Annotated in this window: 20 protein-coding genes and 1 pseudogene; 17 read left to right on the forward strand and 4 right to left on the reverse strand. The window is 61.3% G+C overall.

The annotated features are described in order from the left end of the window. From urtC to ureG, 11 genes are all read left to right on the forward strand, one after another. Positions 1-1,185 carry an urea ABC transporter permease subunit UrtC gene (gene urtC, locus HHL24_RS30125; RefSeq protein WP_169488988.1) on the forward strand — a complete coding sequence of 395 codons (1,185 nt, stop codon included), beginning with the start codon at positions 1-3 and terminating at the stop codon, positions 1,183-1,185. Next, on the forward strand, positions 1,182-2,045 hold the full coding sequence (urtD, locus tag HHL24_RS30130; protein WP_169488989.1) for an urea ABC transporter ATP-binding protein UrtD: 864 nt from the start codon (positions 1,182-1,184) through the stop codon (positions 2,043-2,045). Before urtC ends, urtD begins: the two co-directional genes overlap by 4 nt. 56 nt (positions 2,046-2,101) lie before the next feature. Next, positions 2,102-2,794, forward strand: coding sequence for an urea ABC transporter ATP-binding subunit UrtE (gene urtE, locus HHL24_RS30135; RefSeq protein WP_169488990.1), 693 nt, complete (start codon positions 2,102-2,104; stop codon positions 2,792-2,794). 155 nt (positions 2,795-2,949) lie between these two features. Continuing rightward, complete coding sequence (locus HHL24_RS30140; protein WP_169488991.1) at positions 2,950-3,831, forward strand: urease accessory protein UreD; 882 nt, start codon at positions 2,950-2,952, stop codon at positions 3,829-3,831. Between the two features lie 314 nt (positions 3,832-4,145). Then, a complete protein-coding gene (locus tag HHL24_RS30145; protein ID WP_169488992.1) occupies positions 4,146-4,949 on the forward strand; it encodes a transporter substrate-binding domain-containing protein in 804 nt (267 codons plus the stop codon). Between the two features lie 163 nt (positions 4,950-5,112). Beyond that, the gene (gene ureA, locus HHL24_RS30150) at positions 5,113-5,415 is read left to right on the forward strand and encodes an urease subunit gamma (protein ID WP_054041799.1); all 303 of its coding nucleotides are present in this window, start codon (positions 5,113-5,115) and stop codon (positions 5,413-5,415) included. 17 nt (positions 5,416-5,432) lie between these two features. Next, the gene (locus HHL24_RS30155; protein WP_120346296.1) at positions 5,433-5,738 is read left to right on the forward strand and encodes an urease subunit beta; all 306 of its coding nucleotides are present in this window, start codon (positions 5,433-5,435) and stop codon (positions 5,736-5,738) included. Between the two features lie 55 nt (positions 5,739-5,793). After that, positions 5,794-7,500 carry an urease subunit alpha gene (ureC, locus tag HHL24_RS30160; RefSeq protein WP_093636312.1) on the forward strand — a complete coding sequence of 569 codons (1,707 nt, stop codon included), beginning with the start codon at positions 5,794-5,796 and terminating at the stop codon, positions 7,498-7,500. A gap of 3 nt (positions 7,501-7,503) precedes the next feature. Next, positions 7,504-8,271, forward strand: a complete 768-nt coding sequence (gene ureE / locus HHL24_RS30165; RefSeq protein WP_169488993.1) for an urease accessory protein UreE — start codon at positions 7,504-7,506, stop codon at positions 8,269-8,271. Then, complete coding sequence (locus HHL24_RS30170; RefSeq protein ID WP_169489041.1) at positions 8,258-8,938, forward strand: urease accessory protein UreF; 681 nt, start codon at positions 8,258-8,260, stop codon at positions 8,936-8,938. Before ureE ends, HHL24_RS30170 begins: the two co-directional genes overlap by 14 nt. Positions 8,939-8,949: 11 nt before the next feature. Then, positions 8,950-9,603 (forward strand): urease accessory protein UreG, encoded by a 654-nt coding sequence (gene ureG, locus HHL24_RS30175; protein WP_169488994.1) that lies wholly within the window; start codon positions 8,950-8,952, stop codon positions 9,601-9,603. Between the two features lie 61 nt (positions 9,604-9,664). On the opposite strand, the gene waaA is transcribed toward ureG, so the two are convergent. From waaA to HHL24_RS30195, 4 genes are all read right to left on the reverse strand, one after another. Continuing rightward, on the reverse strand, positions 9,665-10,978 hold the full coding sequence (gene waaA / locus HHL24_RS30180) for a lipid IV(A) 3-deoxy-D-manno-octulosonic acid transferase (protein WP_169488995.1): 1,314 nt from the start codon (positions 10,976-10,978) through the stop codon (positions 9,665-9,667). Between the two features lie 106 nt (positions 10,979-11,084). Continuing rightward, positions 11,085-11,969 (reverse strand): Kdo hydroxylase family protein, encoded by an 885-nt coding sequence (locus HHL24_RS30185; protein ID WP_169488996.1) that lies wholly within the window; start codon positions 11,967-11,969, stop codon positions 11,085-11,087. A gap of 61 nt (positions 11,970-12,030) precedes the next feature. After that, positions 12,031-13,032: a lipopolysaccharide heptosyltransferase I gene (gene waaC, locus HHL24_RS30190; RefSeq protein WP_169488997.1), complete on the reverse strand. Its 1,002-nt coding sequence runs from the start codon at positions 13,030-13,032 to the stop codon at positions 12,031-12,033. A gap of 241 nt (positions 13,033-13,273) precedes the next feature. Continuing rightward, complete coding sequence (locus HHL24_RS30195; protein WP_169488998.1) at positions 13,274-14,668, reverse strand: phosphomannomutase/phosphoglucomutase; 1,395 nt, start codon at positions 14,666-14,668, stop codon at positions 13,274-13,276. A gap of 337 nt (positions 14,669-15,005) precedes the next feature. Between HHL24_RS30195 and HHL24_RS30200 the strand changes: the two genes are divergently transcribed. The 6 genes and pseudogenes from HHL24_RS30200 to HHL24_RS30225 all read left to right on the forward strand — a co-directional run bounded on the left by HHL24_RS30200 (position 15,006) and on the right by HHL24_RS30225 (position 21,013). After that, positions 15,006-16,268: an oligosaccharide flippase family protein gene (locus HHL24_RS30200; protein WP_169488999.1), complete on the forward strand. Its 1,263-nt coding sequence runs from the start codon at positions 15,006-15,008 to the stop codon at positions 16,266-16,268. Beyond that, positions 16,265-17,092 (forward strand): glycosyltransferase, encoded by an 828-nt coding sequence (locus HHL24_RS30205; protein ID WP_169489000.1) that lies wholly within the window; start codon positions 16,265-16,267, stop codon positions 17,090-17,092. Before HHL24_RS30200 ends, HHL24_RS30205 begins: the two co-directional genes overlap by 4 nt. Positions 17,093-17,144: 52 nt before the next feature. After that, positions 17,145-18,293, forward strand: a complete 1,149-nt coding sequence (locus tag HHL24_RS30210) for a glycosyltransferase family 4 protein (protein WP_169489001.1) — start codon at positions 17,145-17,147, stop codon at positions 18,291-18,293. Between the two features lie 12 nt (positions 18,294-18,305). Then, a complete protein-coding gene (galE, locus tag HHL24_RS30215; RefSeq protein ID WP_169489002.1) occupies positions 18,306-19,331 on the forward strand; it encodes a UDP-glucose 4-epimerase GalE in 1,026 nt (341 codons plus the stop codon). A gap of 37 nt (positions 19,332-19,368) precedes the next feature. Then, positions 19,369-19,473, forward strand: a pseudogene (locus tag HHL24_RS30220) (ABC transporter ATP-binding protein); the annotation flags it as partial. Between the two features lie 676 nt (positions 19,474-20,149). Continuing rightward, entirely contained in the window at positions 20,150-21,013 is an 864-nt protein-coding gene (locus HHL24_RS30225) for a sugar transferase (protein ID WP_169489042.1), read from the forward strand. Positions 21,014-21,231: the final 218 nt, after the last annotated feature.

Below are 21,231 nucleotides of genomic sequence, written 5' to 3' on the forward strand. Positions count from 1 at the left end.
ATGACATCTGCTACCTCATCGGCTCACGTCGGCGCAGCGGGCGGCGGCGCCAACGTCGGACGCGAAGCGCAATCCGGCTTCGCGCTCGGCCTGCCGCCGCGTCCGGCACTTCTGTCGCGCCGCGCGTGGCTCGCGCTGATCGCACTGATCATCGTGTTCGGTCTCGGCGTGCCTTTCGCTACCCTGGTGGTCCCGGAGACGAGCGCGTTCCATCTGTCCGCGTATGCGATGACGATCACCGGCAAGTTCATGTGCTACGCGATCGCCGCGCTGGCACTCGATCTCGTCTGGGGCTATTGCGGCATTCTGAGTCTGGGACATGCGTTGTTCTTTGCGTTGGGCGGTTACGCGATCGGCATGTACCTCATGCGCTCGATCGGCCACGAAGGCAAATACGGCAGCGACCTGCCCGACTTCATGGTGTTTCTCGACTGGCACCAACTGCCGTGGTATTGGCAAGGCACGCAGCATCTCGGTTATGCGCTGCTGCTAGTAGTGCTGGTGCCCGCCGTTGTCGCGTGGGTGTTCGGCTTCTTCACGTTCCGCTCGCGGGTGAAGGGCGTGTACCTGTCGATCATCACGCAGGCGATGACGTTTGCCGCCATGCTGCTGTTCTATCGCAACGAAACGGGGTTCGGCGGCAATAACGGCTTTACCGACTTCAAGCGAATCGGCGGCTTTCCGATTACACATCCGGGCACGCGCACTGCCCTCCTGCTGATCACATTTGCAGTGTTGATTCTGGCCTTTATCGGCGCACGGGCAATTGTCACGTCGAAGCTCGGCCGCGTCGTCACTGCGGTACGTGACGGCGAAACGCGCTTGATGTTCCTCGGCTACAGCCCGCTCGCGTACAAGCTGTTCGTGTGGACCGTCTCCGCTATTTTGTGCGGAATTGCAGGTGCGTTGTATGTGCCGCAGGTCGGCATCATCAACCCGGGCGAGATGTCGCCGGGCAACTCGATCGAGATGGCGATCTGGGTTGCGGTGGGTGGACGCGGCACATTGATCGGACCGATCATCGGCGCGTTCGCGGTGAATGGCGCGAAGAGCTTTTTTACGGCGAACTTCCCTGAGTACTGGCTGTTCTTTCTTGGCCTGATTTTCGTGCTGGTCCCGTTGTTGTTGCCGAACGGCATCATGGGGCTGATCGAAATGGTCACGCGCAAGAGGAACCGCTCATGAACGAAAACCCGATGGTTCCTGATCTTGCATTACCTGAAGAACCTGCTGAACGGTCGTTGAGCGGCGTCGCGAGCATGGGGCACGCGGTGGTGCCGGGCGAGATCGATATTTCGCACGGGACGATTCTGTACCTTGAAGACGTGACCGTGAGTTTCGACGGGTTCCGCGCGCTGAATGCGCTGACTTTATCGATCGAAGCAGGTGAATTGCGTTGCATCATCGGCCCGAACGGTGCAGGCAAGACAACGATGATGGATGTCATCACCGGGAAAACCGAGCCCGATTCGGGCAAGGTTTTTCTCGGGCAGTCGATCGATCTGACACGGATGAATGAGCCATCCATTGCCCGTGCGGGCATTGGGCGCAAGTTTCAGAAGCCTACCGTTTTTGAGCAGCATCCTGTGTGGGAGAACCTTGAGTTGGCGATGAAGGCCGACAAGGGCTGGTGGGCTTCGTTACGCGCCCGTTTGGATCGCGAGGCTCAAGCGCGGATTGAAGAGACGTTGGCCTTGATCGGCTTGGAGAGCGAGGCGCGGCGGCTTGCCGGCGAGTTGTCGCATGGGCAGAAGCAGCGACTCGAGATCGGCATGTTGCTGATGCAGCAACCGGCGCTGCTTTTGCTCGATGAGCCGGCGGCCGGCATGACCGACGACGAGACCATGCAGTTGGCCAAGCTGCTTAATCATTTGCGTGGGACGTGTTCGATGATGGTTGTTGAACACGATATGGAGTTTGTCGCGGCGCTGTCCGGTGAAAAGGGCAAGGTGACGGTGATGGCCGAAGGGCGGGTGCTGGCCCACGGCACGCTTGATGAGGTGAAACGGGACGAGACGGTGATCGAGTCTTATCTCGGACGGTAATGGCCGCAATAAGACTACGGCCGCGATAAACCACCAGAATTCAAGGATCGACCGACATGCTAGAAGTGGAAAACCTGAACCAGTACTACGGCGGCAGCCACATCCTCCGCGACGTGAGGCTCACCGTGCCCGACGGCAAGCTCACCGTATTGCTGGGCCGCAACGGCGTGGGCAAAACCACCTTGCTTCGATGCCTGATGGGCGTCGTCCAGACCAAAAGCGGTTCGATCGCCTGGCGCGGCACACCGATTACCAAGCTGCCGACTTACTCGCGCGTGGAGAAAGGTCTCGCCTACGTTCCCCAAGGCCGCGACATCTTCCCCCGACTGACGGTCGAAGAAAATCTGCTGGTCGGCGCGGCCAGTAAAAAAGCGCCGAAGAAAATCCCGGACCGAATTTATGAACTGTTCCCAGTCCTGAAGGATATGCGCAGCCGCCGCGGCGGCGACCTCTCCGGCGGTCAGCAACAGCAGCTCGCGATCGGCCGCGCGCTGATGAGCGATCCGCAGTTGCTCATCCTCGACGAACCCACCGAGGGCATCCAGCCGTCGATCATTCAGGACATCGGTCGAACGCTGCGTCAGCTGGTCGAAGAAATGGGCATGACCGTGCTGCTCGTCGAACAGTACTACGACTTCGCCAAAGAGATCGCTGATCGATACTGGGTCATGAGCCGCGGTGAAATCGTCGCGGGCGGTGAAGGCGCCAACATGGATACGGATGGCGTACGTGCACTGATCGCCGTCTGACGGGTGCAAGCAGCACAGCGTGCTATTCTCGCCGCATCCTGTGGCAACGCGGCTAGTCGTTGCCTAACGCGTGCTGGCGCGCTCCGCCTTAACGGGTCTGTTGCCGCGTCCTTTAACGCGGCCGCCCCGCCCGTCCATTCACACTTTCCATTCGTATGTCGCTTCACGAAAACCACGCCACACTGGCCACCGCGCAAAATACTGCGCACTCGCAATGGCGCGCGCGCCTCGAACTCGGCTTTGTCAAGGAGGGTGAACGGACCACGCTCAAGCATCGGCTGCATGATGGGCCGTTGCGTATCCAACGGCCGCTTTACCCCGAAGGCAATGCGATCTGTCATGCGGTCATCGTGCATCCGCCGGGTGGGATCGCGGGCGGCGATCATCTCGACATCGATGTTGCAGTGGGCGACAGTGCGCATGCTGTGGTTACGACGCCTGGCGCGACCAAGTGGTACAAGTCCAATGGCCGTGCGGCGCGGCAGAATATCGCGGTGCGTGTGGGCCCTCAGGCGAAGCTCGACTGGCTGCCGCAGAACAATATCGTTTTCGATCACGCTAACGCGATGCTGGATTTTTCGCTGACGCTTGACGAGGGTGCAACGGCAATCGGCTGGGATGCGACGCAGCTTGGGCGGCAGGCGGCTGGTGAGCGGTGGTCGGCCGGTCATTTGCGCGCGGTGTCGCGGATCGTCGGGGCAAATGGCGAGGCGCTGTGGCTCGAACGTGCGAGCCTTAGCGCGGAAGATTCGTTGCGGGATGCCGCGCAAGGGCTTGCCGGGTTTCCTGCGTATGGGACGCTTTGGGCTGTGGGGGCGGCTTGCGACGATGCGCTTGCTGAGACGCTGACTGCCCAGCTGCCGTTTGATGATTCTTTGCGGGCGGCGGCGTCTTGTGTCACGGACGGGGTTTTGCTCGTCCGGGCGGTTTCGCGGTCGATGGAAACGCTGCAGCGCGCGTTGACTCAGTGCTGGCTTCAGTTAAGGCCAGTGGTGCATGGAGTCGAAGCCGTGCCGCTCCGCATCTGGTCGACTTAAGACGCTTGTGGCTGCTTGCCCGGTCGCGTGTGGCGTTAGCCGTTCCTGTCATCTCGGTTCATCAAAGTCGCCCCGGTCCGGGCAACGCGTTCGCCTGGGTGGACTTTCAGAACCGCAGCCTGCCTTTCACCGTCGTAAGACGCAGTATGCACCAACGTGGAGCATACATACGCCCGCTAGCGTGCGCATCCCTACCTCCCGCGCCGTCCAGCCATACTGCACCGGCATGGCACATACCTTGCATCAAAATCCCCCACGATGCTGCTGCGTCCTGACGGCAGCCGACCGCTTTTCGCCACCACCGCTCACCTAACATGATCCGATCGACCCTCCGCCCCGCGCGTCGCGCCTGGCTCGCCGCGCTGTTGCTCTCACCCGTCCTCGCAATCAATGCGCCCGCCGCCCACGCAGATACCCTCGACAACATCGCGAAGGCCGGCGTGCTGAAAGTCGCGGTTCCCGAAGACTATCCGCCGTTCGGCTCGGTCGGCGCGGATATGAAGCCGCAAGGCTACGATATCGATACCGCCGCCCTGCTCGCGAAGTCGATGAACGTGAAGCTCGAACTCGTGCCGGTCAACAGCGCAAACCGCATCCCTTATCTGCAAACCGGTAAGGTCGATCTGGTGATCTCGTCGCTCGGCAAAACGCCTGAGCGCGACAAGGTCATCGATTTTTCAACCGCCTATGCGCCGTACTACCAGGGCGTGTTCGGCCCCGCCGACATCAAGGTCGCCGGTCCCGCCGATCTCACCGGCAAAACGGTCGGCGCCACGCGCGGCGCGCTCGAGGAAATCGCTCTCACGCAAATGGCACCGAATGCCACCATCAAGCGCTTCGAAGATAACAACGCGACCATCGCCGCATTCCTCTCGGGTCAGGTACAGTTGATCGCCGCCGGTAACATCGTCGCTGCCGCGATCCTCGCGAAGAACCCGCCGCGTCGTCCGGAGCCGAAGTTCGTCATCAAGAATTCGCCGTGCTTTGTCGGCATGAACAAGAACGAAGGACGCCTGCAACAGAAAGTGAATGCCGCCATCGCGCAAGCGAAGCAGGACGGCACGCTCAACACGATGTCGAAGAAATGGTTCGGCGCGCCGCTGCCGGCCGATCTGTAAGCGCATCGTTAGCCGGACTTGATACCGTAGCTGGCTTATCCGGCATTGCACTCGTCATGGACTCATCCCGTGCGTAGCACGCGATCGCGGCCATGGCACGCAGCGCCTATCATTGTCGCAGCCGGCCCAGTTCGGGACCGGCGCAACCCTACGCACACATTCGATGAAGCTGACACCTCGCGAGAAGGACAAGCTGCTAATCTTCACCGCCGCGCTGCTCGCCGAACGGCGCCGCGCCCGCGGCCTCAAACTGAATTACCCGGAAGCGATCGCCTTCATCACCGCCGCGCTGATGGAAGCGGCCCGTGACGGCAAGACCGTCGCGGAGGTCATGCACTACGGCACCACGCTGCTGACGCGCGCCGATGTGATGGAAGGCGTGCCGGAAATGATCCCCGACATCCAGGTCGAAGCCACGTTCCCCGACGGCACCAAGCTCGTTACCGTCCATCACCCGATCCCCTAATCACGCAAGGCAGCCCCATGATTCCCGGCGAACTCCTCATCGACGACGGCGAACACGAACTCAACGCGGGCCGCGCCACCGTCACGGTGGTCGTGTCGAATACCGGCGACCGGCCGGTGCAGATCGGCTCGCACTATCACTTCTATGAAGTGAACGAAGCGCTTTCCTTCGATCGCGAAGCGGCACGCGGCTTCCGCCTGAACATTGCAGCCGGCACCGCCGTGCGCTTCGAGCCCGGCCAGGAACGCACCGTCGAGTTGGTCGAACTGGCGGGCGAGCGCATCGTCTACGGCTTCAACGGCAAGGTGATGGGTAAGCTGTGACGCGCCACCCGCGCGCGCCTGCTCTGACCGCCCTGCTCATTTCCGGACTCACACCATGACATTACGCATTGGCCGCCGCGCATACGCGGAAATGTTCGGCCCCACGACTGGCGACCGCGTACGCCTCGCCGACACCGAGTTGCTGATCGAAGTCGAACGCGACTTCACGACCTACGGTGAAGAAGTGAAATTCGGCGGCGGCAAAGTGATTCGCGACGGCATGGGCCAGTCGCAACGCGTGCATGCCGACGTGGTCGATACGGTCGTGACGAATGCGGTGATTCTCGATCACTGGGGCATCGTCAAGGCCGACATCGGCATCAAGAATGGCCGCATCGCCGCGATCGGCAAAGCGGGCAACCCCGATATCCAGCCGAACGTGACGATCGCGATCGGCGCGTCCACCGAAGTGATCGCCGGCGAAGGCCTGATCGTGACGGCGGGCGGCATCGATACGCATATTCACTTCATCAGCCCACAGCAGATTGAAGAAGCACTCGCGAGCGGAGTGACGACGATGCTCGGCGGCGGCACGGGTCCGGCAACGGGCACCAATGCGACGACTTGCACGCCCGGTCCGTGGCATCTCGAACGCATGCTGCAAGCCGCCGATGGCTATCCGATGAATCTCGGCTTTCTCGGCAAGGGCAATGTGAGCCAGCCGCAGCCGGCTCTGGAACAGATCGCCGCGGGTGCGATCGGTTTGAAACTGCACGAAGACTGGGGCACGACGCCTGCCGCGATCGACAACTGTCTTTCCGTCGCCGACGACACCGACACGCAGGTCGCGATCCACACGGATACGCTGAACGAAGCGGGTTTTGTCGAAGCGACGGTGGCCGCGTTCAAGGGCCGCACGATCCACACATATCACACGGAAGGCGCGGGTGGCGGCCACGCTCCGGACATCATCAAGGTCTGTGGCGAGGCGAACGTGCTGCCCTCGTCGACCAATCCGACGCGCCCGTACACCGTCAACACGCTCGAAGAGCATCTCGACATGCTGATGGTGTGCCACCATTTGGACCCGTCGATTGCGGAAGATATCGCCTTTGCCGAGTCGCGCATTCGTCGCGAGACCATTGCTGCCGAAGACATCCTGCACGACCTCGGCGCGTTGTCGATGCTGTCGTCGGATTCGCAGGCGATGGGCCGCGTGGGCGAAGTCATCATCCGCACGTGGCAGACCGCGCACAAGATGAAAGTGCAACGCGGCGCGCTGCCCGAAGACAACGCGCGGCACGACAATTTCCGCGCGAAACGCTACGTCGCCAAGTACACCATCAACCCGGCCATCACGCATGGTATTTCGCATGAAGTCGGCTCGATCGAGCCGGGCAAGTGGGCTGATCTGGTGTTCTGGGAGCCGGCGTTTTTCGGCATCAAACCGTCGCTGATTCTGAAGGGCGGCATGATCGCGATGGCGCAGATGGGCGACCCGAACGCGTCGATTCCGACGCCGCAGCCGGTCCACTATCGCGAGATGTTCGCGACGCGCGGCGGTGCGCTGGGACGGACTTCCCTGACCTTCGTTTCGCAGCTGGCAGCCGATGCGGGCGTCGGCGAACGCTATGGCCTGAACAAGCGTATCGTTGCCGTAAAGAACTGCCGCAAGATCACAAAGGCGGACATGATTCACAACGCGTGGCGTCCGGCAATCAGCGTCGATCCGGAAACCTACCAGGTGATTGCGGATGGTCAGTTGCTGACCTGCGAACCCGCCACCGTGCTGCCGATGGCGCAACGCTACTTCCTGTTCTAAACCATGCGCACTATCGACAAACTGATTGCACCGCATCTGAAACTGGCACCCGTGCTGGTGAAGCGCGCGCCGACCTTGACGCTCGCTTTCGACGACCGCCGCAAGAGCCGTCTCGCGGCAACGCTCGATAACGGCGAAGAAGTCGCGCTGCTGCTGCCGCGCGGCACCGTGCTGCGCGACAGCGATGTTCTGGTCGCCGACGATGGCGGTCTGGTGCGCGTAGTCGCCGCGCCTGAAGCGGTGTTGTATGTGCGCGCGAAAGATGCATTGACGCTGACGCGCGCTGCGTATCACCTGGGCAATCGCCATACGCCGGTGGAAGTCGGCGCGGATTATCTGAAGCTCGAATACGATCCGGTGCTGGCCGATATGCTCAAGCGCATCGGCGCAAGCGTAGACCAGGTGTCGATGCCGTTCCAGCCGGAATCCGGCGCGTATGGCGGCGGTCATAAGCATGGTCACGATGAGACCTTCGCTGAAGACTATGCGATCGCGCAGCAGGTGTTCGGCGAGCATCATGGGCATGAGCATTCGCATGACCATGACCATGACCACCCACACGATCACGAACACGGTCATAGTCACGCGCACGATCACGCGCATGGGCATGGGCATGACCAACCGGATCATGAGCACGGTCATAGCCACGCGCAGGGACACGCGCATGAGCATGACCACGGCAACGACCATTCGCACGATCACAACGGCGACGATCACGTCCACGACGAATCGTGCGGCCACGGGCATCATCACCGCCATGCGCATCGCTGAGCTCACGGCGCTGCTGCATCTTGCGTCACCGGCACTGCCGATCGGCGCATTCAGCTACTCGCAGGGTCTCGAAGCCGCGATCGAAGCGCAACTCATCACCGATGCCGATTCCGCACGTGATTGGATCGCGAGCGGTTTAACCGACGTGCTCGCGCGTGGCGAACTGCCGTTTCTCGCACATCAGATGGAACGCTGGCGTGCGCACGACGCAGACGGCTTAAAGGAAGCGAACAGCGAATTCCTGGCAAGCCGGGAGTCCGCTGAACTCAGGCGCGAAACGGAACAGATGGGCTGGTCGCTGCGACAGTTGTGCGTCTCGCTGGAATGGGGCGACGCCGAACGGCGCACCACGCTGGCATCGCTCAAGCCCCTGGCCCAGCCCACGGCTTTCGCCTTCGCCGCTTTCGCACACGATGTAGCGCCTGACGCCGCGCTCGCCGCCTACGCTTTCAGCTGGGTGGAAAACCAGGCTGCCGCTGCATTGAAGGCCGTGCCGCTCGGCCAACTCGCCGGCCAGCGCATTATCGTCGCGTTACGCGCGCCGATCGACGCCGCCGTCACGCGAGCCTTGGCCACCTCACCTGACAACATCAACACCTTCGCGCCGCAATTGGGCATTCTGTCGGCACGTCACGAGTCGCAGTATTCGCGGCTCTTTCGCTCTTAAAAGATTCCATCATGAACGCACCTCATCACCCTGCTCACCCGCCTGTCCGCACGAAGAAACTGCCGCCGTTGCGCGTGGGCGTCGGCGGTCCAGTCGGCTCGGGCAAGACCACGCTGCTCGAAATGCTCTGCAAGGCGATGCGCGAGCAGTACGACCTCGTCGCGATCACCAACGACATCTATACGAAAGAAGACCAGCGTCTGTTGACCGTGGCGGGCGCGTTGCCGGCCGAACGGATCATGGGCGTCGAAACGGGCGGCTGCCCGCACACGGCAATTCGTGAAGACGCATCGATCAATCTCGAAGCCGTCGACCGCATGCTGACGCGTTTTCCGGATGCGGACATCGTGTTCATTGAATCGGGTGGCGACAATCTGGCAGCGACGTTCAGCCCGGAGTTATCGGATCTGACGATCTACGTGATCGACGTGGCCGGCGGCGAGAAGATTCCGCGCAAAGGCGGCCCAGGCATTACGAAATCGGATCTGCTGGTGATCAACAAGACCGATCTCGCGCCGATGGTCGGCGCGAATCTCGACGTGATGGCGTCAGACGCGAAGAAGATGCGCGGCGAGCGCCCCTTCGTGATGTGCAATCTGAAGGCGCTCGACGGACTGGATGTGGTGGTGAAGTTTATCGAGAAGAAAGGGTTGTTGAAGGCCTAAGCCCAAGGGGCGTACATCGAAGCTTCAAAGCTTTGAAGCCGGGGCGCTTTCGCGCCTCCCCTCACTCCGGCAACAACGCCATCAACACATCAACAGTGCGTGTCGTCGCGCCGCGGTGGCGCGCGGCAAACGCCGAGGCCGCCCCCCCCATCGCCAGCCGCCTTGCCTTATCACCGAACAGCTCGCGCAGCGCCCGCGCCAGATCAGCCGGGTCTTGCACCTGCACCGCCGCACCCGCCGCCACCGCATCCGCCGTGGCTTGCGTGAAGTTGAACACATGCGGCCCGATCAGCACCGGCACACCGACCGCACAGGCCTCAATCAGATTCTGCCCGCCCAGCGGCAGCAAGCTCCCGCCGATAAACGCCAGATCCGAGGCGGCATAGTAAGCGCCCAACTCGCCCATCGAATCGCCGAGCAGCACGTTGACGTCAGAACGCAAAGCGGGCACACCACCGTTGGTGGTCGCAGCAGCCGATGCCACCGTCGCCGCAGGCGCCCACGTCGAACGCCGCTCGAGACGCAAACCGGCCTTCTCGACCAATGCCGCCACTTCGGTAAACCGTTGCGGATGACGCGGCACCAGGATCAGCAACGCATCGTCGATACCAAGCGCCGCGTACGCCTGCAGCACCAGTTCCTCTTCGCCTTCGCGCGTACTGGCCGCGACCCACACCGGCCGCGTGCCGATCGCCGCACGCCATGCATGGCCGCGCGCCGCCAACTCCGGCGGCGTGCTCATATCGAACTTCAGATTGCCGAGCACGGCGACGTTACGCGCACCGAGTGCCGTGAGCCGCTCCGCATCCGACGGACTCTGCGCCAACACGCGCGCAAATCCACCGAACACGTCCTTGGTCGCATGGCCGAATTTGGCCGCGCGCTTATACGAGCGTGCCGACATCCGCGCATTGGTCAGCACGAGCGGCACATCCGCGCGACGGCATTCGTCGATCAGCGTGGGCCACACTTCCGTTTCCATCACCAGACCGAGCGACGGCCGCCACCCCCGCAAAAACCGCCGCACCGCGTGCGGCATGTCGTACGGCAGATAGCTGCGCAACACACGGTCGCCGAAAATCTGCTCACCGGTGGCACGGCCACTTGGCGTCATATGCGTCAAAAGAATTCGTGCGTCGGGACGCGCCTTCAGCAACGCGTCGATTAGCGGTTGCGCGGCACGCGTCTCCCCGACCGACACCGCATGCACCCAGATCAGCGGCGCGTTGTCTTCCGGCAACCGGCCGCGCGAGTAACCGAAACGCTCGGCGATATGCTCGCGATAGCCACGCTCCTTGCGCGAACGGATCAGCAAACGCAGCACGGCAAGCGGCGCGACGATCCACCAGAGCGCGTTATAAATCGCCCTCAGCATCGAGACTCCGCGCGTTTAAACCAAGGCCTCGGCGCGAGTGCCACTGTCACTTTCGTCGTGAGCTTCGCGTCGAGCGGGCGCGCGCAATCAAAGGCGAAAGCGGCGCTCAAACCAGCGCCCTGCCCTTCAGGCGCTCGAGAATGCCGAGCGGTGCGCATTCCGGCTGCGCCATCGCCTTGACCGGCAGGAAGAAGGTCTGCTCCAGCATGAACTGGCCGGACATGACCGCATGCGAAGTCTGGTCGGAGAAACACACCCACACGCTGCCCGGCGGAAACGGCATGGTCTCCTGCGGGCTCGACTTCTGATAGTCGAGATCGGCCTTCATGCTGTCGTGCAGATTCAGCATTAGATGGTCGTATTCGCTGCGCGGCGATTTGGTGACGTGCAGCAGGTTCAGCAGCCACGCCGAGCCCGGCATCTGCGGTTTGATGCGCGGCAGGAAGCGTTTGGCCATATCCTCGAACGGTTCGCCGACGCGCCACACGCGCGGTGCACCATGCGGATTGACGTTGGTGAACACGCGCAAAATGCGCTCGCCGTAATTCGGCCGTGACGGAAAGGCATCGACGTGCAAACGGCTATCGTCCTTCCGCCAGGACGTCTCGCGCCCTTCCACCTGACGCAGCCGCAGGCTCGTCGGCGCGACGCGCAACTTGCCGTTGTATTCGGGGAACAGCTCATCGACGAGCGTGCGCGCATTGGCCTGATAACGCGCGATCAACGCGCGCACCGCCGATTGCGTGACCGCATCGCCGGCCACGCCGTGCAAGGCGCCGCCGTTCGGCTCAAGACTGATGTTCTTGCGGTTCGGATCGGCCAGGGCGGGATCGAGCAACGCCTGTTCGCCGCCTTCAATGGCAAAGCGCAGGTTCGGAAAATACAGCACCTTGCCGCGTTCGACGCCGGCCAGCAGCATCTCGCGCGGCACGGACAGATTGCGTCCGTGCCAGTCAGCGTTCGCTACTTCGATGATCTGGGTTTCGTTCATGGTCGCCCTTGAAAACGGATGGAGCGTAAGGCGAAGCACACCGCATTACAGCGCTACAACATTAGAGCAGACCGAAACCGGCCAGCGCGGACTTGACTTCTTGCAGCGTGGGCGGCTTGCCGGCCGTGCCGAGATTGACGACGTTCGGCGACCAGTAGCCGCCGGTACGCCACGCGGTGGCGAAATTGTACAACTCGACCGTCGGCCGCTTCAGCGCCGCGGCAATGTGAACTAGACCTGTGTCAACGCCGACCGTCGCCGCAGCGCCCTCGATCAGACCGACCACCGCCGGCAACGACAGCTTGGGCGGCACGATGGCCGCAGCGCCGAATTCCTTCGCCAGACGTTCGCTGGTGACGCGCTCTTCCTCGCTGCCCCACGGCAGCACGATCGAGGCGCCGCGCCGCACCAGAGACTGACCGAGTTCGATCCACGCGGTATCGGGCCACTGCTTGTCGGCGCGCGAGGTAGCGTGCACGAACACCACGTACGGCACCGGCAGGTTCAGATTCGCCTCCGACAAAGCCAGCGCCGCGCGCCCGGTGTCGAGGCCGAAGTCGATATCGTCGGTGGGTTGCGGCTGCGGATCGTTCAGCGCCGCGGCCACCAGTTGGCGCGTACGCTCGACTACATGGGTGCGCGGCTCGATCGGCACGCGCTTGTCGTAGAAGAAGCGCACCGGCCATTCGAAGCCCGCGCCGTCGGTACGGTTCGCGAGGCCGACCACGGGTCCACGCGCCATGCTCGCGACCCACGCGGTCTTGATGAGCCCTTGGCAGTCGATCACGAGGTCGTAGTTCTCGGCGGCGAGCGCGCGGCGAAACGCGCCGATCTCGCGCCAGTTGTCGATCGAAAATAGACGCTTGCGCCAGCGCCGCAGCGACACGGGGATCGGCCGCCGCACGCCGCTGACGAGCTCCACGAGCCCGACGAAGCTTTCTTCGACGAGCCAGTCGATCTGGGCATCGGGATGACGGCGTCGGATGTCGGCGATCACCGGCATGTTGTGAACGACGTCGCCCAATGACGACACCCTCACGATCAGTATCTTTTGCACGCTCAAGTGTGGGAAAACCGGCTATCCGGCCCGAAGTGCGTTGAGAGAGCCCCCGAACCTGTCGCTTCGCGCCAGGCCCCCCGAGGGGGATGAGAAAACTTGGGGCGGCCCGGCGTTTTCTCATGAGGACGGCAATTCTAGCGCGCCACGGGTAAATGACATGAAAAAACGCGGCGCGGTAAGTGAAACCCGCGCCGCGTTCGACGGCTGCCGCAGTTCGTGACGAACCACGGCGTCGCTCAAGCCTTTAGAACGGCAGCTTCGCGTCAGGCTTCTCCGCCATGATCACGCGGCGGAAGTCTTCCTGGATGCGCTTGAGCGCTTCGTCGCTATCAGCTTCGAAACGCATCACCACGACCGGCGTGGTATTCGACGAGCGCGCGAGGCCAAAGCCGTCCGGATACTCAACACGCAGGCCGTCGATCTTCACGATGTCGTCCGCGCCGGTGAACTTCGCGTTTTGCTGCAAACGCGCGATCAGCTCGAAGTTTTCGCCTTCTTCGAGCTTCAATTGCAGTTCCGGCGTGGAATTCGAGTTCGGCAGCGAGTTCAGCAGCTTGCTCGGATCTTCCACACGCGTGAGGATTTCCAGCAGGCGCGCGCCCGTGTACAGGCCGTCGTCAAACCCGTACCAGCGGTCCTTGAAGAACACGTGGCCGCTCATTTCGCCTGCCAGCGGCGCGCCGGTTTCGCGCAGTTTCGCCTTCACGAGCGAGTGGCCGGTCTTCCACATCAGCGGTTCGCCGCCCTTGTCCTTCACCCACTTGGCCAGATTGCGCGTGCACTTCACGTCGTAAATGATCTGCGCGCCCTTGTTGCGCGACAGCACTTCTTCGGCGAACAGCATCAGCTGGCGGTCCGGATAGATGATCTGGCCGTCTTTGGTGACGACGCCGAGGCGGTCGCCGTCGCCGTCGAACGCGAAGCCGATTTCAGCGTCGGTTTCCTTCAACGCGCGGATCACGTCCTGGAGGTTTTCCGGGTGAGCCGGGTCCGGGTGATGGTTCGGGAAGTTGCCGTCGATCTCGGTGAACAGTTCCACGAGTTCGCAGCCGAGCTTCTTGAACAGCTTCGGCGCGAGGCCGCCTGCCACACCGTTGCCGGTGTCGACCACGATCTTGATCGGGCGTGCGAGCTTGACGTCGCTCGTGATGCGATCCAGATACGCATCGGCAATGTCGTACTCAGTGTACGTGCCACTACCTTCAGAGAAGTTTTCGTCGACGATGCGCTGATGCAGCGCGAGGATCTGCTCGCCGTAAATGGCCGCACTGCGCAGGACCATCTTGAAGCCGTTGTAGTCAGGCGGATTGTGGCTGCCCGTCACGACAATGCACGAATCGACGCGGCGTTCGCCGCCGTCGAGCTTCAACGGCACGCTGGCCGCGAAGTAGCCAACCGGAGTTGGCACCATGCCGACGTTGACCACGTCGACACCTGCCGCACGCAGACCGTCCGACAGCGCCTCTACCAACTCGGGACCGGAGAGGCGCCCGTCACGCGCGACCACCACGGCGTCGCCGCCTTGCGCCCGCACTTCGCTGCCGAAGGCCCGGCCGATCGAACGCGCTGCGTCGGCGTCGAGCGTCTTGCCGATTACGCCGCGAATGTCATACGCCTTGAAAATAGATTTGGAGATCATGTTGGCTCACTTGCGTGCAATGGAAAATTTTGACCGGCGCATCGCTGAGGGATCGGTAAATTGAACAGCTAATTCACTCATTACCGACGGATAAGACATCGCGAAGCGCCCTTGCCGGAAGCGATCCGGTTCCAACTTATAATTGCGCTTTTCGGACCAGCCTTATAAACGCCATTCTAATGCTTAGACGCCGTCCTTTTGTAAAGTTGCCGCGACAGGCGGCCGGGTGGGCGGTTGCGCACAGTGCGCCCCTCGCGTCGCCGGTGCCGCCCACGCAATTGGCGCAATCGGCGCAAGCCGCACAACAGGTGCTATTGCACTGGCGAGTGTCCGCCGGATGCTGACGCTCAAACGCTTCGCCAATCCCGACGTCACGCGCGCCTTCACCAATATCGTCTGGCTCGGGCTGGAACGGCTCACGCAGATCGGTGTGGCAATTGTGATCAGCGGCATGCTGGCGCGCTACTTCGGGCCGGACACCTTCGGCAAATGGCAGTATGCAAACACGCTGCTGCTAGTGCTTTCGCCGATCACCTGGGTGTGCGGCGCGGAAATTCTGGTTCCCACCATCGTCAACCGGCCGCCAACCCAACTGGGCACGGTGCTCGGCAGCGCCTTTACGCTGCGCTTCTCCGTTTCCGTCGCGGCGCTGCTGCTCACATGGCTCGGCATCGCGTTGCACTTCTTCGACCCGCTGGTGGGCGCCATGCTCGCCGGGCTCGCGGTGACGATGCTGTTTCGCGAGCCGTTCGTCGGCGTGATCAACGCGTGGCTGCAAAGCATGACGTACAGCAAGCCGCAGTTGCTCACCAGCATGAGCACCGCGGTGCTGAAGGCCGGCTTTGTCTATCTGCTGGTACGCGCAATGGCGACGCCCGCGCGCTTCGGCTGGCTGTGGGCCGCCGAATCGGCGTTGATCGGCGCGGTTCTGCTGATCTATTACGTCCGCCGGCATGGCGGCAAGCTCGGCTGGCACCTCGACCGCTCGCTCTTCAAGCACTTCGCGACCGCGGGCACGGTGTTCTGGCTCGGCCTGATCTGTATGTATCTATTCCTGAAACTGGACAGACTGATGCTCGAGCGAGCGATTTCCTTCGCCGACCTCGGGCGTTATTCCGCCGCGCAGCAGTTGAACGAAAACTGGATCACGCTCGCGCTGATGCTCGCGCAGACAATCGCGCCCGCCTTCGTCTACCGCGTGCAGGACGCCGCGCAATTGCGCCGCAACGTGTGGCGGCTCAGCGCCATGACCGCCGCGCTGATGGTGAGCGGCGCGATCGTGCTGGATCTGCTGGCCGGCTTCATCATCCGCCGCGTATTCGGGCCGGACTTTGAAGGCGCCATCGAGATTTTCCGCTGGGCCGTGTGGCTTTCGGTGCCGGCCGGCATTGAAGCGATCGGCAATCTGATCGTGCTGAAATATCAGGCCAAATTCGTGTTGCTCTCGAAGTGGCTGCTGGCGCTGGCTGTTGCGTTCATCGTCAATCTGTTGGCGATTCCACGGCTTGGCTCTTACGGTGCGCTGGTGGGCCTCGCAGCCGGTTATCTCGCTGCCGCGTCAGTGAATCTTTATTACATTCGCTTCAAATTGCGCCCATGACGAATTCATCCGCCACAGCGCTTCCCCTCGACGATGTCGCCGTCCTGATGCCCGCGTATAACGGCCAGGCCGACGTCGATCTAACGCTGGCTTCGTTCAGCGAAAGCGCGCTGGTCCACGTACTGATCGTCGACGACGGCAGCACGCCGCCGATCGTCGCGCCGGCGATCCCGAACATGAAGATCGAAGTGCTGCGTATGCCGCAGAACGGCGGCATCGAACGCGCGCTGCAAACCGGCATCGACGCCCTTGCCCAGCGCGGCTTTCGCTACGCGGCCCGCATCGATGCGGGCGACCGCAGTGTGCCGCAACGGCTCGCCAAACAACGCGTATTCATGGAGTTGCATCCGCAAGTGGCCGGTCTCGGCATGTGGACGCAGATCGTCACGCGTGAAGGGAAAGCGCTTTTCATGCTGACGCCGCCCGCCGAACCGAATGAGATCCGGCGCCTGCGCTTCTTCCGTTCATGTCTGGCGCATCCTTCGATGATGCTGCGCATCGACGCGGTTCGTACGGTCGGCAACTATCGCGCGGCGTATCCTTCCGCCGAAGACCTCGATCTGTTCGTGCGCCTGATGGAGCGCTACGACTGCGCGAATCTGCCGGAACTCGGGCTCTATTACGAACTGAACGAAGGCGGCATTAGCGCCACCAAACGGCGCCGCCAGGTCAACTCGACGCTGCGGCTGCAATTGCGCTACTTCAACGCCGCCAATCTGTACGACTGGCTGGGTCTCGCTAAAAATCTGCTGCACCTGGTGACACCCTACCGCGCATTGCAGCGGGTCAAACGCACGTTGCTCGCGCCACGTGCGAGCCATTGATTCCCTTACCCCGTCATTTCACCCCGTTATTCACCGTCGAGCCCGTTCCCGCATGAAGCCTGCCTTGAAGTCGACGCCCGCGCTACGCATTACACTCGTCTGTAACACCGCTTGGGCAATCTATACGTATCGGCAAGGACTGATCCGCATGCTGGTCGGACGCGGCGTCGACGTCACGGTGCTCGCGCCGCGCGACCGCACGTTCGAACTGCTCACCGCGATGGGGTGCCGCTGCATCGAATTGCCGGTGGCGTCCAAAGGCACCAATCCGCGCGACGACCTGCGCACGCTTTTGTCGTTGTATCGTTTGTATAGAAGCATCCGCCCGCACGTCGTGTTCCATTACACGATCAAGCCGAACATTTACGGCTCGGTCGCCGCGAAACTGGCGGGTGTGCAGTCGGTGGCGGTGACCACCGGGCTGGGTTATGTCTTCATCCAGCAGAGCCGTGCGGCGCAAGTGGCCAAAAAACTGTACCGTTTCGCCTTTCGTTTCCCGCGCGAAATCTGGTTTTTGAATCGCGACGACCAGGCCGCGTTTGTCGAGCAGAATTTGTTGGTGCATCCTGAGCGTGCGCGCCTCTTGCATGGCGAAGGCGTCGATCTCGAACAGTTCGCCTTCACCGCGCTGCCGGAGCGCGCGGAGTTCAAGTTCGTGCTGATCGGGCGGCTCTTGTGGGACAAGGGCGTGGCCGAATATGTCGAAGCCGCGCGGCGTTTGCGTGAACGTTACCCGCAGGCGCGGCTCCAATTGCTCGGTCCGGTCGGCGTCGACAACCCTAGCGCGATCACACGCGAAGAGGTAGCCGCGTGGGAGCAGGAAGGCATCATCGAGTATCTTGGCGAGGCACACGACGTGCGGCCCTTCATCGCCGATGCGGACTGTGTTGTACTGCCTTCCTATCGCGAGGGCGTGCCCCGCACACTGATGGAAGCATCGGCGATGGGCCGGCCGATTGTTACGACAGATGTGCCCGGCTGCCGCGAAGTGGTGGCGGACGGCGTCAATGGACTGCTGTGTGAAGTGCGCAATGCAGAGAGTCTCGCGGCGAAGCTGGCGCAGATGCTCGACATGAGCGGCGCCGAGCGCCGTGCAATGGCTGAACGCGGTCGGCAGAAAGTCGCGCAAGAGTTCGACGAACGCGTTGTCGTCGAAACGTATAAAGACCTGGTACAGAAAATGACGGGCGTTTTACTTTAACGGAGCAACAGCATGACCACGAAGGGCACGATTCTGGTAACGGGCGGTGCAGGATTTATCGGCTCGCACACATGTGTCGAACTGCTGAACGGCGGTTACGACGTCGTGGTAATCGACAATCTCGTGAACAGCAACCGCGAATCGCTGCGGCGCGTGGAGCAAATCACCGGCAAGGCTGTCAGCTTTTACGAAGCCGACGCGCGCGATGAAGCGGCACTCAACCGTATTTTCGACGCACACCCGATCACCGGCGCGATTCACTTTGCCGCGCTGAAAGCGGTGGGCGAATCGGTCGCCAAGCCAATCGAGTACTACAGCAACAACGTCGGCAGTTTGCTGGCGCTGCTCGGCGTGATGCGCGATCGCAATGTGAAACAGTTCGTGTTCAGTTCATCGGCAACCGTCTATGGCGTGCCGGAAAGCTCACCGATCGATGAATCCTTTCCGCTGTCGGCCACCAATCCTTACGGCCAATCAAAGCTGATTGCCGAGCAGGTTTTGCGTGATCTGGAAGTGGCGGATGCTTCCTGGCGGATTGCGACGCTGCGCTATTTCAATCCGGTTGGCGCGCATGAGAGCGGGTTGATTGGAGAGGATCCGGCGGGTGTCCCGAATAACCTGATGCCGTATGTGGCGCAGGTTGCGGTGGGTAAGCTCGAGAAATTGCGAGTGTTCGGTGGCGATTATGAAACGCCCGATGGTACCGGCGTGCGCGACTATATCCACGTTGTGGACCTGGCGCGTGGGCATCTGGCCGCGCTGGATGCGCTGGTTAAGCGCGATGCGAGCTTCGTGGTCAATCTCGGCACGGGTCAGGGGTATAGCGTTATCGATGTCGTCAAGGCATTCGAGAAGGCCTCCGGGCGGCCGGTGCCTTATGAGATTGTGGCGCGGCGGCCTGGCGACGTGGCTTCGTGTTTTGCAGATCCGGCCGCAGCTTTGGATGTGATTGGCTGGCGCGCGGAGTTTGGTATCGAGCGGATGTGTGCGGATCACTGGCGCTGGCAGTCGACCAATCCGCAAGGATTCGCTGCTTAAGTAGATTACAGCTCGACGGCGGCATGATCGACGAAAGGTCACGATGCTGCTGGTCGAGCAATTCGCGGCGGTAGCGCTCAACGTGGCCGACTACGGCTATGTCATGCGACATCACTCAGAGTCGGCCACGCGTCCAAGGTGATCCAATCACCGACTGTCGGCCGGTTTTCGCAATCGCGAAAACGAGAACTCGACGGCACTCCACCATCATCTCAACCACGCCCAGCATCAACGCGGCGAGCCTCTTTCATCACACACATGGACGCAGTAATCGGAGCGTTTTCCTAACCGCGCGTTATGTGTCGTACCGAACGGAATAGCCGTCTCCGTACGCATACGCTACGTCTACATGCTCGGCAAAATGCAGAGCAGGCGCAGTGTGTCTTTGCATTAAAGGCCATGTTGACCAGATGCAAAAATGCAAGAGACAGCAAGCCGGCTTATATCGACTTATCTATTGAATTCGTCGCCAATCACTTCGCGACACGATAGCTGGAACGTGCTGCCGAAGAACATTTTCGCATTGCCAATAATTACCGTCTGATGTTTAGCGATACCTATTTGTCAACTTCTGAATCAGCCAAGACATCGGCATTTTACGACTGTTCAGCAGATAGTCGTCGAATCTCAAAGCTATTCTTCCTACGAAATAGTCAGGATTGAATTTATCGAGCTTTACGATGCCTCGTGTGCGCGGAATACATTTTCCATATCGTATGGAAAGATTTCTATTCTGATTTTTGGCTGAAATAACCGGTACGACTTGAAGTACCGAAACACTGATGTATCCGTCAACGAACTTCGACCCGGGGGCAGCGATGGCTTTAGTCGGCAAGGTATCGGAATCAGTGTCAAAGGAAATCGCGCCTTTCGATACCCACTATGTGAGTCGTTCGTACGCCGAAAATCCGGATCTAGGCGGCCTCGGCCTTTCAGCTTCTTATATGGATGGCACCGCGGAATTCAGTCGCAGCGAAGAATCGTTTTCTTCGGACGCGTCAACGGAGACAGCGGCAAGTCCTATGGCTTGCCGCACCTTGTCTGCGGTGAACGATCCTGACATACCGGTCAGGAAAGGCGACTTCACGAAGCGCGCCCTCGATATCCTCGGTGCGTCCGCCTTGCTCCTCGTGCTATTTCCGATTTTCCTTGTGTTGGGGTGCATCGTACTGAGCGACGGCGGGTCAGCTTTCTTTGGTCATCCCCGGGTTGGAAAAGGTGGACGGACGTTTCGCTGTTTAAAGTTCCGCTCCATGGTACCGAAAGCCGACCTCGTTCTCGCAGAACTCCTTGCCACCGACGCCAACGCGCGTGAGGAATGGAATCGCGATTTCAAGCTTAAGAACGATGTGCGCATCACTTCCGTCGGCCGGTTTCTGCGCAAGACGAGTCTCGATGAACTGCCTCAACTCTGGAATATCCTTCGCGGCGACATGAGCCTGGTCGGCCCTCGACCCATCGTCAACGAGGAGCTGGAACGGTATGGCGTCGACGCCTACTACTACCTATCGGTCAGACCCGGATTGACAGGATTGTGGCAAGTAAGCGGACGAAGCAATGTTGACTATGCAACGAGAGTCGCACTGGATGTCTCTTACGTGAAAGAACGTTCAACCCTGCTCGACATCAGCATTCTGCTGAGAACGTTTAAAGTAGTCTTCGACGCGAGAGGGGCGTACTGAACAGCATGCACCCCAGCCGAAGCAAATTAATTCCTATGGAATACATATTAATATTTCTCATGTCGTCGAATCGACTGCTATCGGAACGCGCTCGCTGGAGACGCGTTGCTGAACTGCAGACTCCGACGGCAAGAACTGCAGGCGGACTCGGCAAGGAAGGGGCTTACGCAATGAAATCTGCTTTTCCGCGCGGTGCCTGCGCAATGACCGAGAAATCC

It is taken from the genome of Paraburkholderia polaris (genome assembly GCF_012927345.1).
GTDB lineage: Bacteria > Pseudomonadota > Gammaproteobacteria > Burkholderiales > Burkholderiaceae > Paraburkholderia > Paraburkholderia polaris.

Excerpts from the sequence above, each read along its gene's own strand:
- ureC (WP_093636312.1), top strand. The coding sequence starts at position 5,794 with ATGACATTACGCATTGGCCGCCGCGCATACGCGGAAATGTTCGGCCCC.
- HHL24_RS30155 (WP_120346296.1), top strand. The coding sequence starts at position 5,433 with ATGATTCCCGGCGAACTCCTCATCGACGACGGCGAACACGAACTCAAC.
- urtE (WP_169488990.1), top strand. The coding sequence starts at position 2,102 with ATGCTAGAAGTGGAAAACCTGAACCAGTACTACGGCGGCAGCCACATC.
- urtD (WP_169488989.1), top strand. The coding sequence starts at position 1,182 with ATGAACGAAAACCCGATGGTTCCTGATCTTGCATTACCTGAAGAACCT.
- ureA (WP_054041799.1), top strand. The coding sequence starts at position 5,113 with ATGAAGCTGACACCTCGCGAGAAGGACAAGCTGCTAATCTTCACCGCC.
- HHL24_RS30210 (WP_169489001.1), top strand. The coding sequence starts at position 17,145 with ATGAAGCCTGCCTTGAAGTCGACGCCCGCGCTACGCATTACACTCGTC.
- ureE (WP_169488993.1), top strand. The coding sequence starts at position 7,504 with ATGCGCACTATCGACAAACTGATTGCACCGCATCTGAAACTGGCACCC.
- HHL24_RS30195 (WP_169488998.1), bottom strand. The coding sequence starts at position 14,668 with ATGATCTCCAAATCTATTTTCAAGGCGTATGACATTCGCGGCGTAATC.
- urtC (WP_169488988.1), top strand. The coding sequence starts at position 1 with ATGACATCTGCTACCTCATCGGCTCACGTCGGCGCAGCGGGCGGCGGC.
- HHL24_RS30140 (WP_169488991.1), top strand. The coding sequence starts at position 2,950 with ATGTCGCTTCACGAAAACCACGCCACACTGGCCACCGCGCAAAATACT.
- waaA (WP_169488995.1), bottom strand. The coding sequence starts at position 10,978 with ATGCTGAGGGCGATTTATAACGCGCTCTGGTGGATCGTCGCGCCGCTT.
- HHL24_RS30225 (WP_169489042.1), top strand. The coding sequence starts at position 20,150 with ATGGCTTTAGTCGGCAAGGTATCGGAATCAGTGTCAAAGGAAATCGCG.
- HHL24_RS30145 (WP_169488992.1), top strand. The coding sequence starts at position 4,146 with ATGATCCGATCGACCCTCCGCCCCGCGCGTCGCGCCTGGCTCGCCGCG.
- HHL24_RS30185 (WP_169488996.1), bottom strand. The coding sequence starts at position 11,969 with ATGAACGAAACCCAGATCATCGAAGTAGCGAACGCTGACTGGCACGGA.
- HHL24_RS30205 (WP_169489000.1), top strand. The coding sequence starts at position 16,265 with ATGACGAATTCATCCGCCACAGCGCTTCCCCTCGACGATGTCGCCGTC.
- HHL24_RS30200 (WP_169488999.1), top strand. The coding sequence starts at position 15,006 with ATGCTGACGCTCAAACGCTTCGCCAATCCCGACGTCACGCGCGCCTTC.
- ureG (WP_169488994.1), top strand. The coding sequence starts at position 8,950 with ATGAACGCACCTCATCACCCTGCTCACCCGCCTGTCCGCACGAAGAAA.
- galE (WP_169489002.1), top strand. The coding sequence starts at position 18,306 with ATGACCACGAAGGGCACGATTCTGGTAACGGGCGGTGCAGGATTTATC.
- HHL24_RS30170 (WP_169489041.1), top strand. The coding sequence starts at position 8,258 with ATGCGCATCGCTGAGCTCACGGCGCTGCTGCATCTTGCGTCACCGGCA.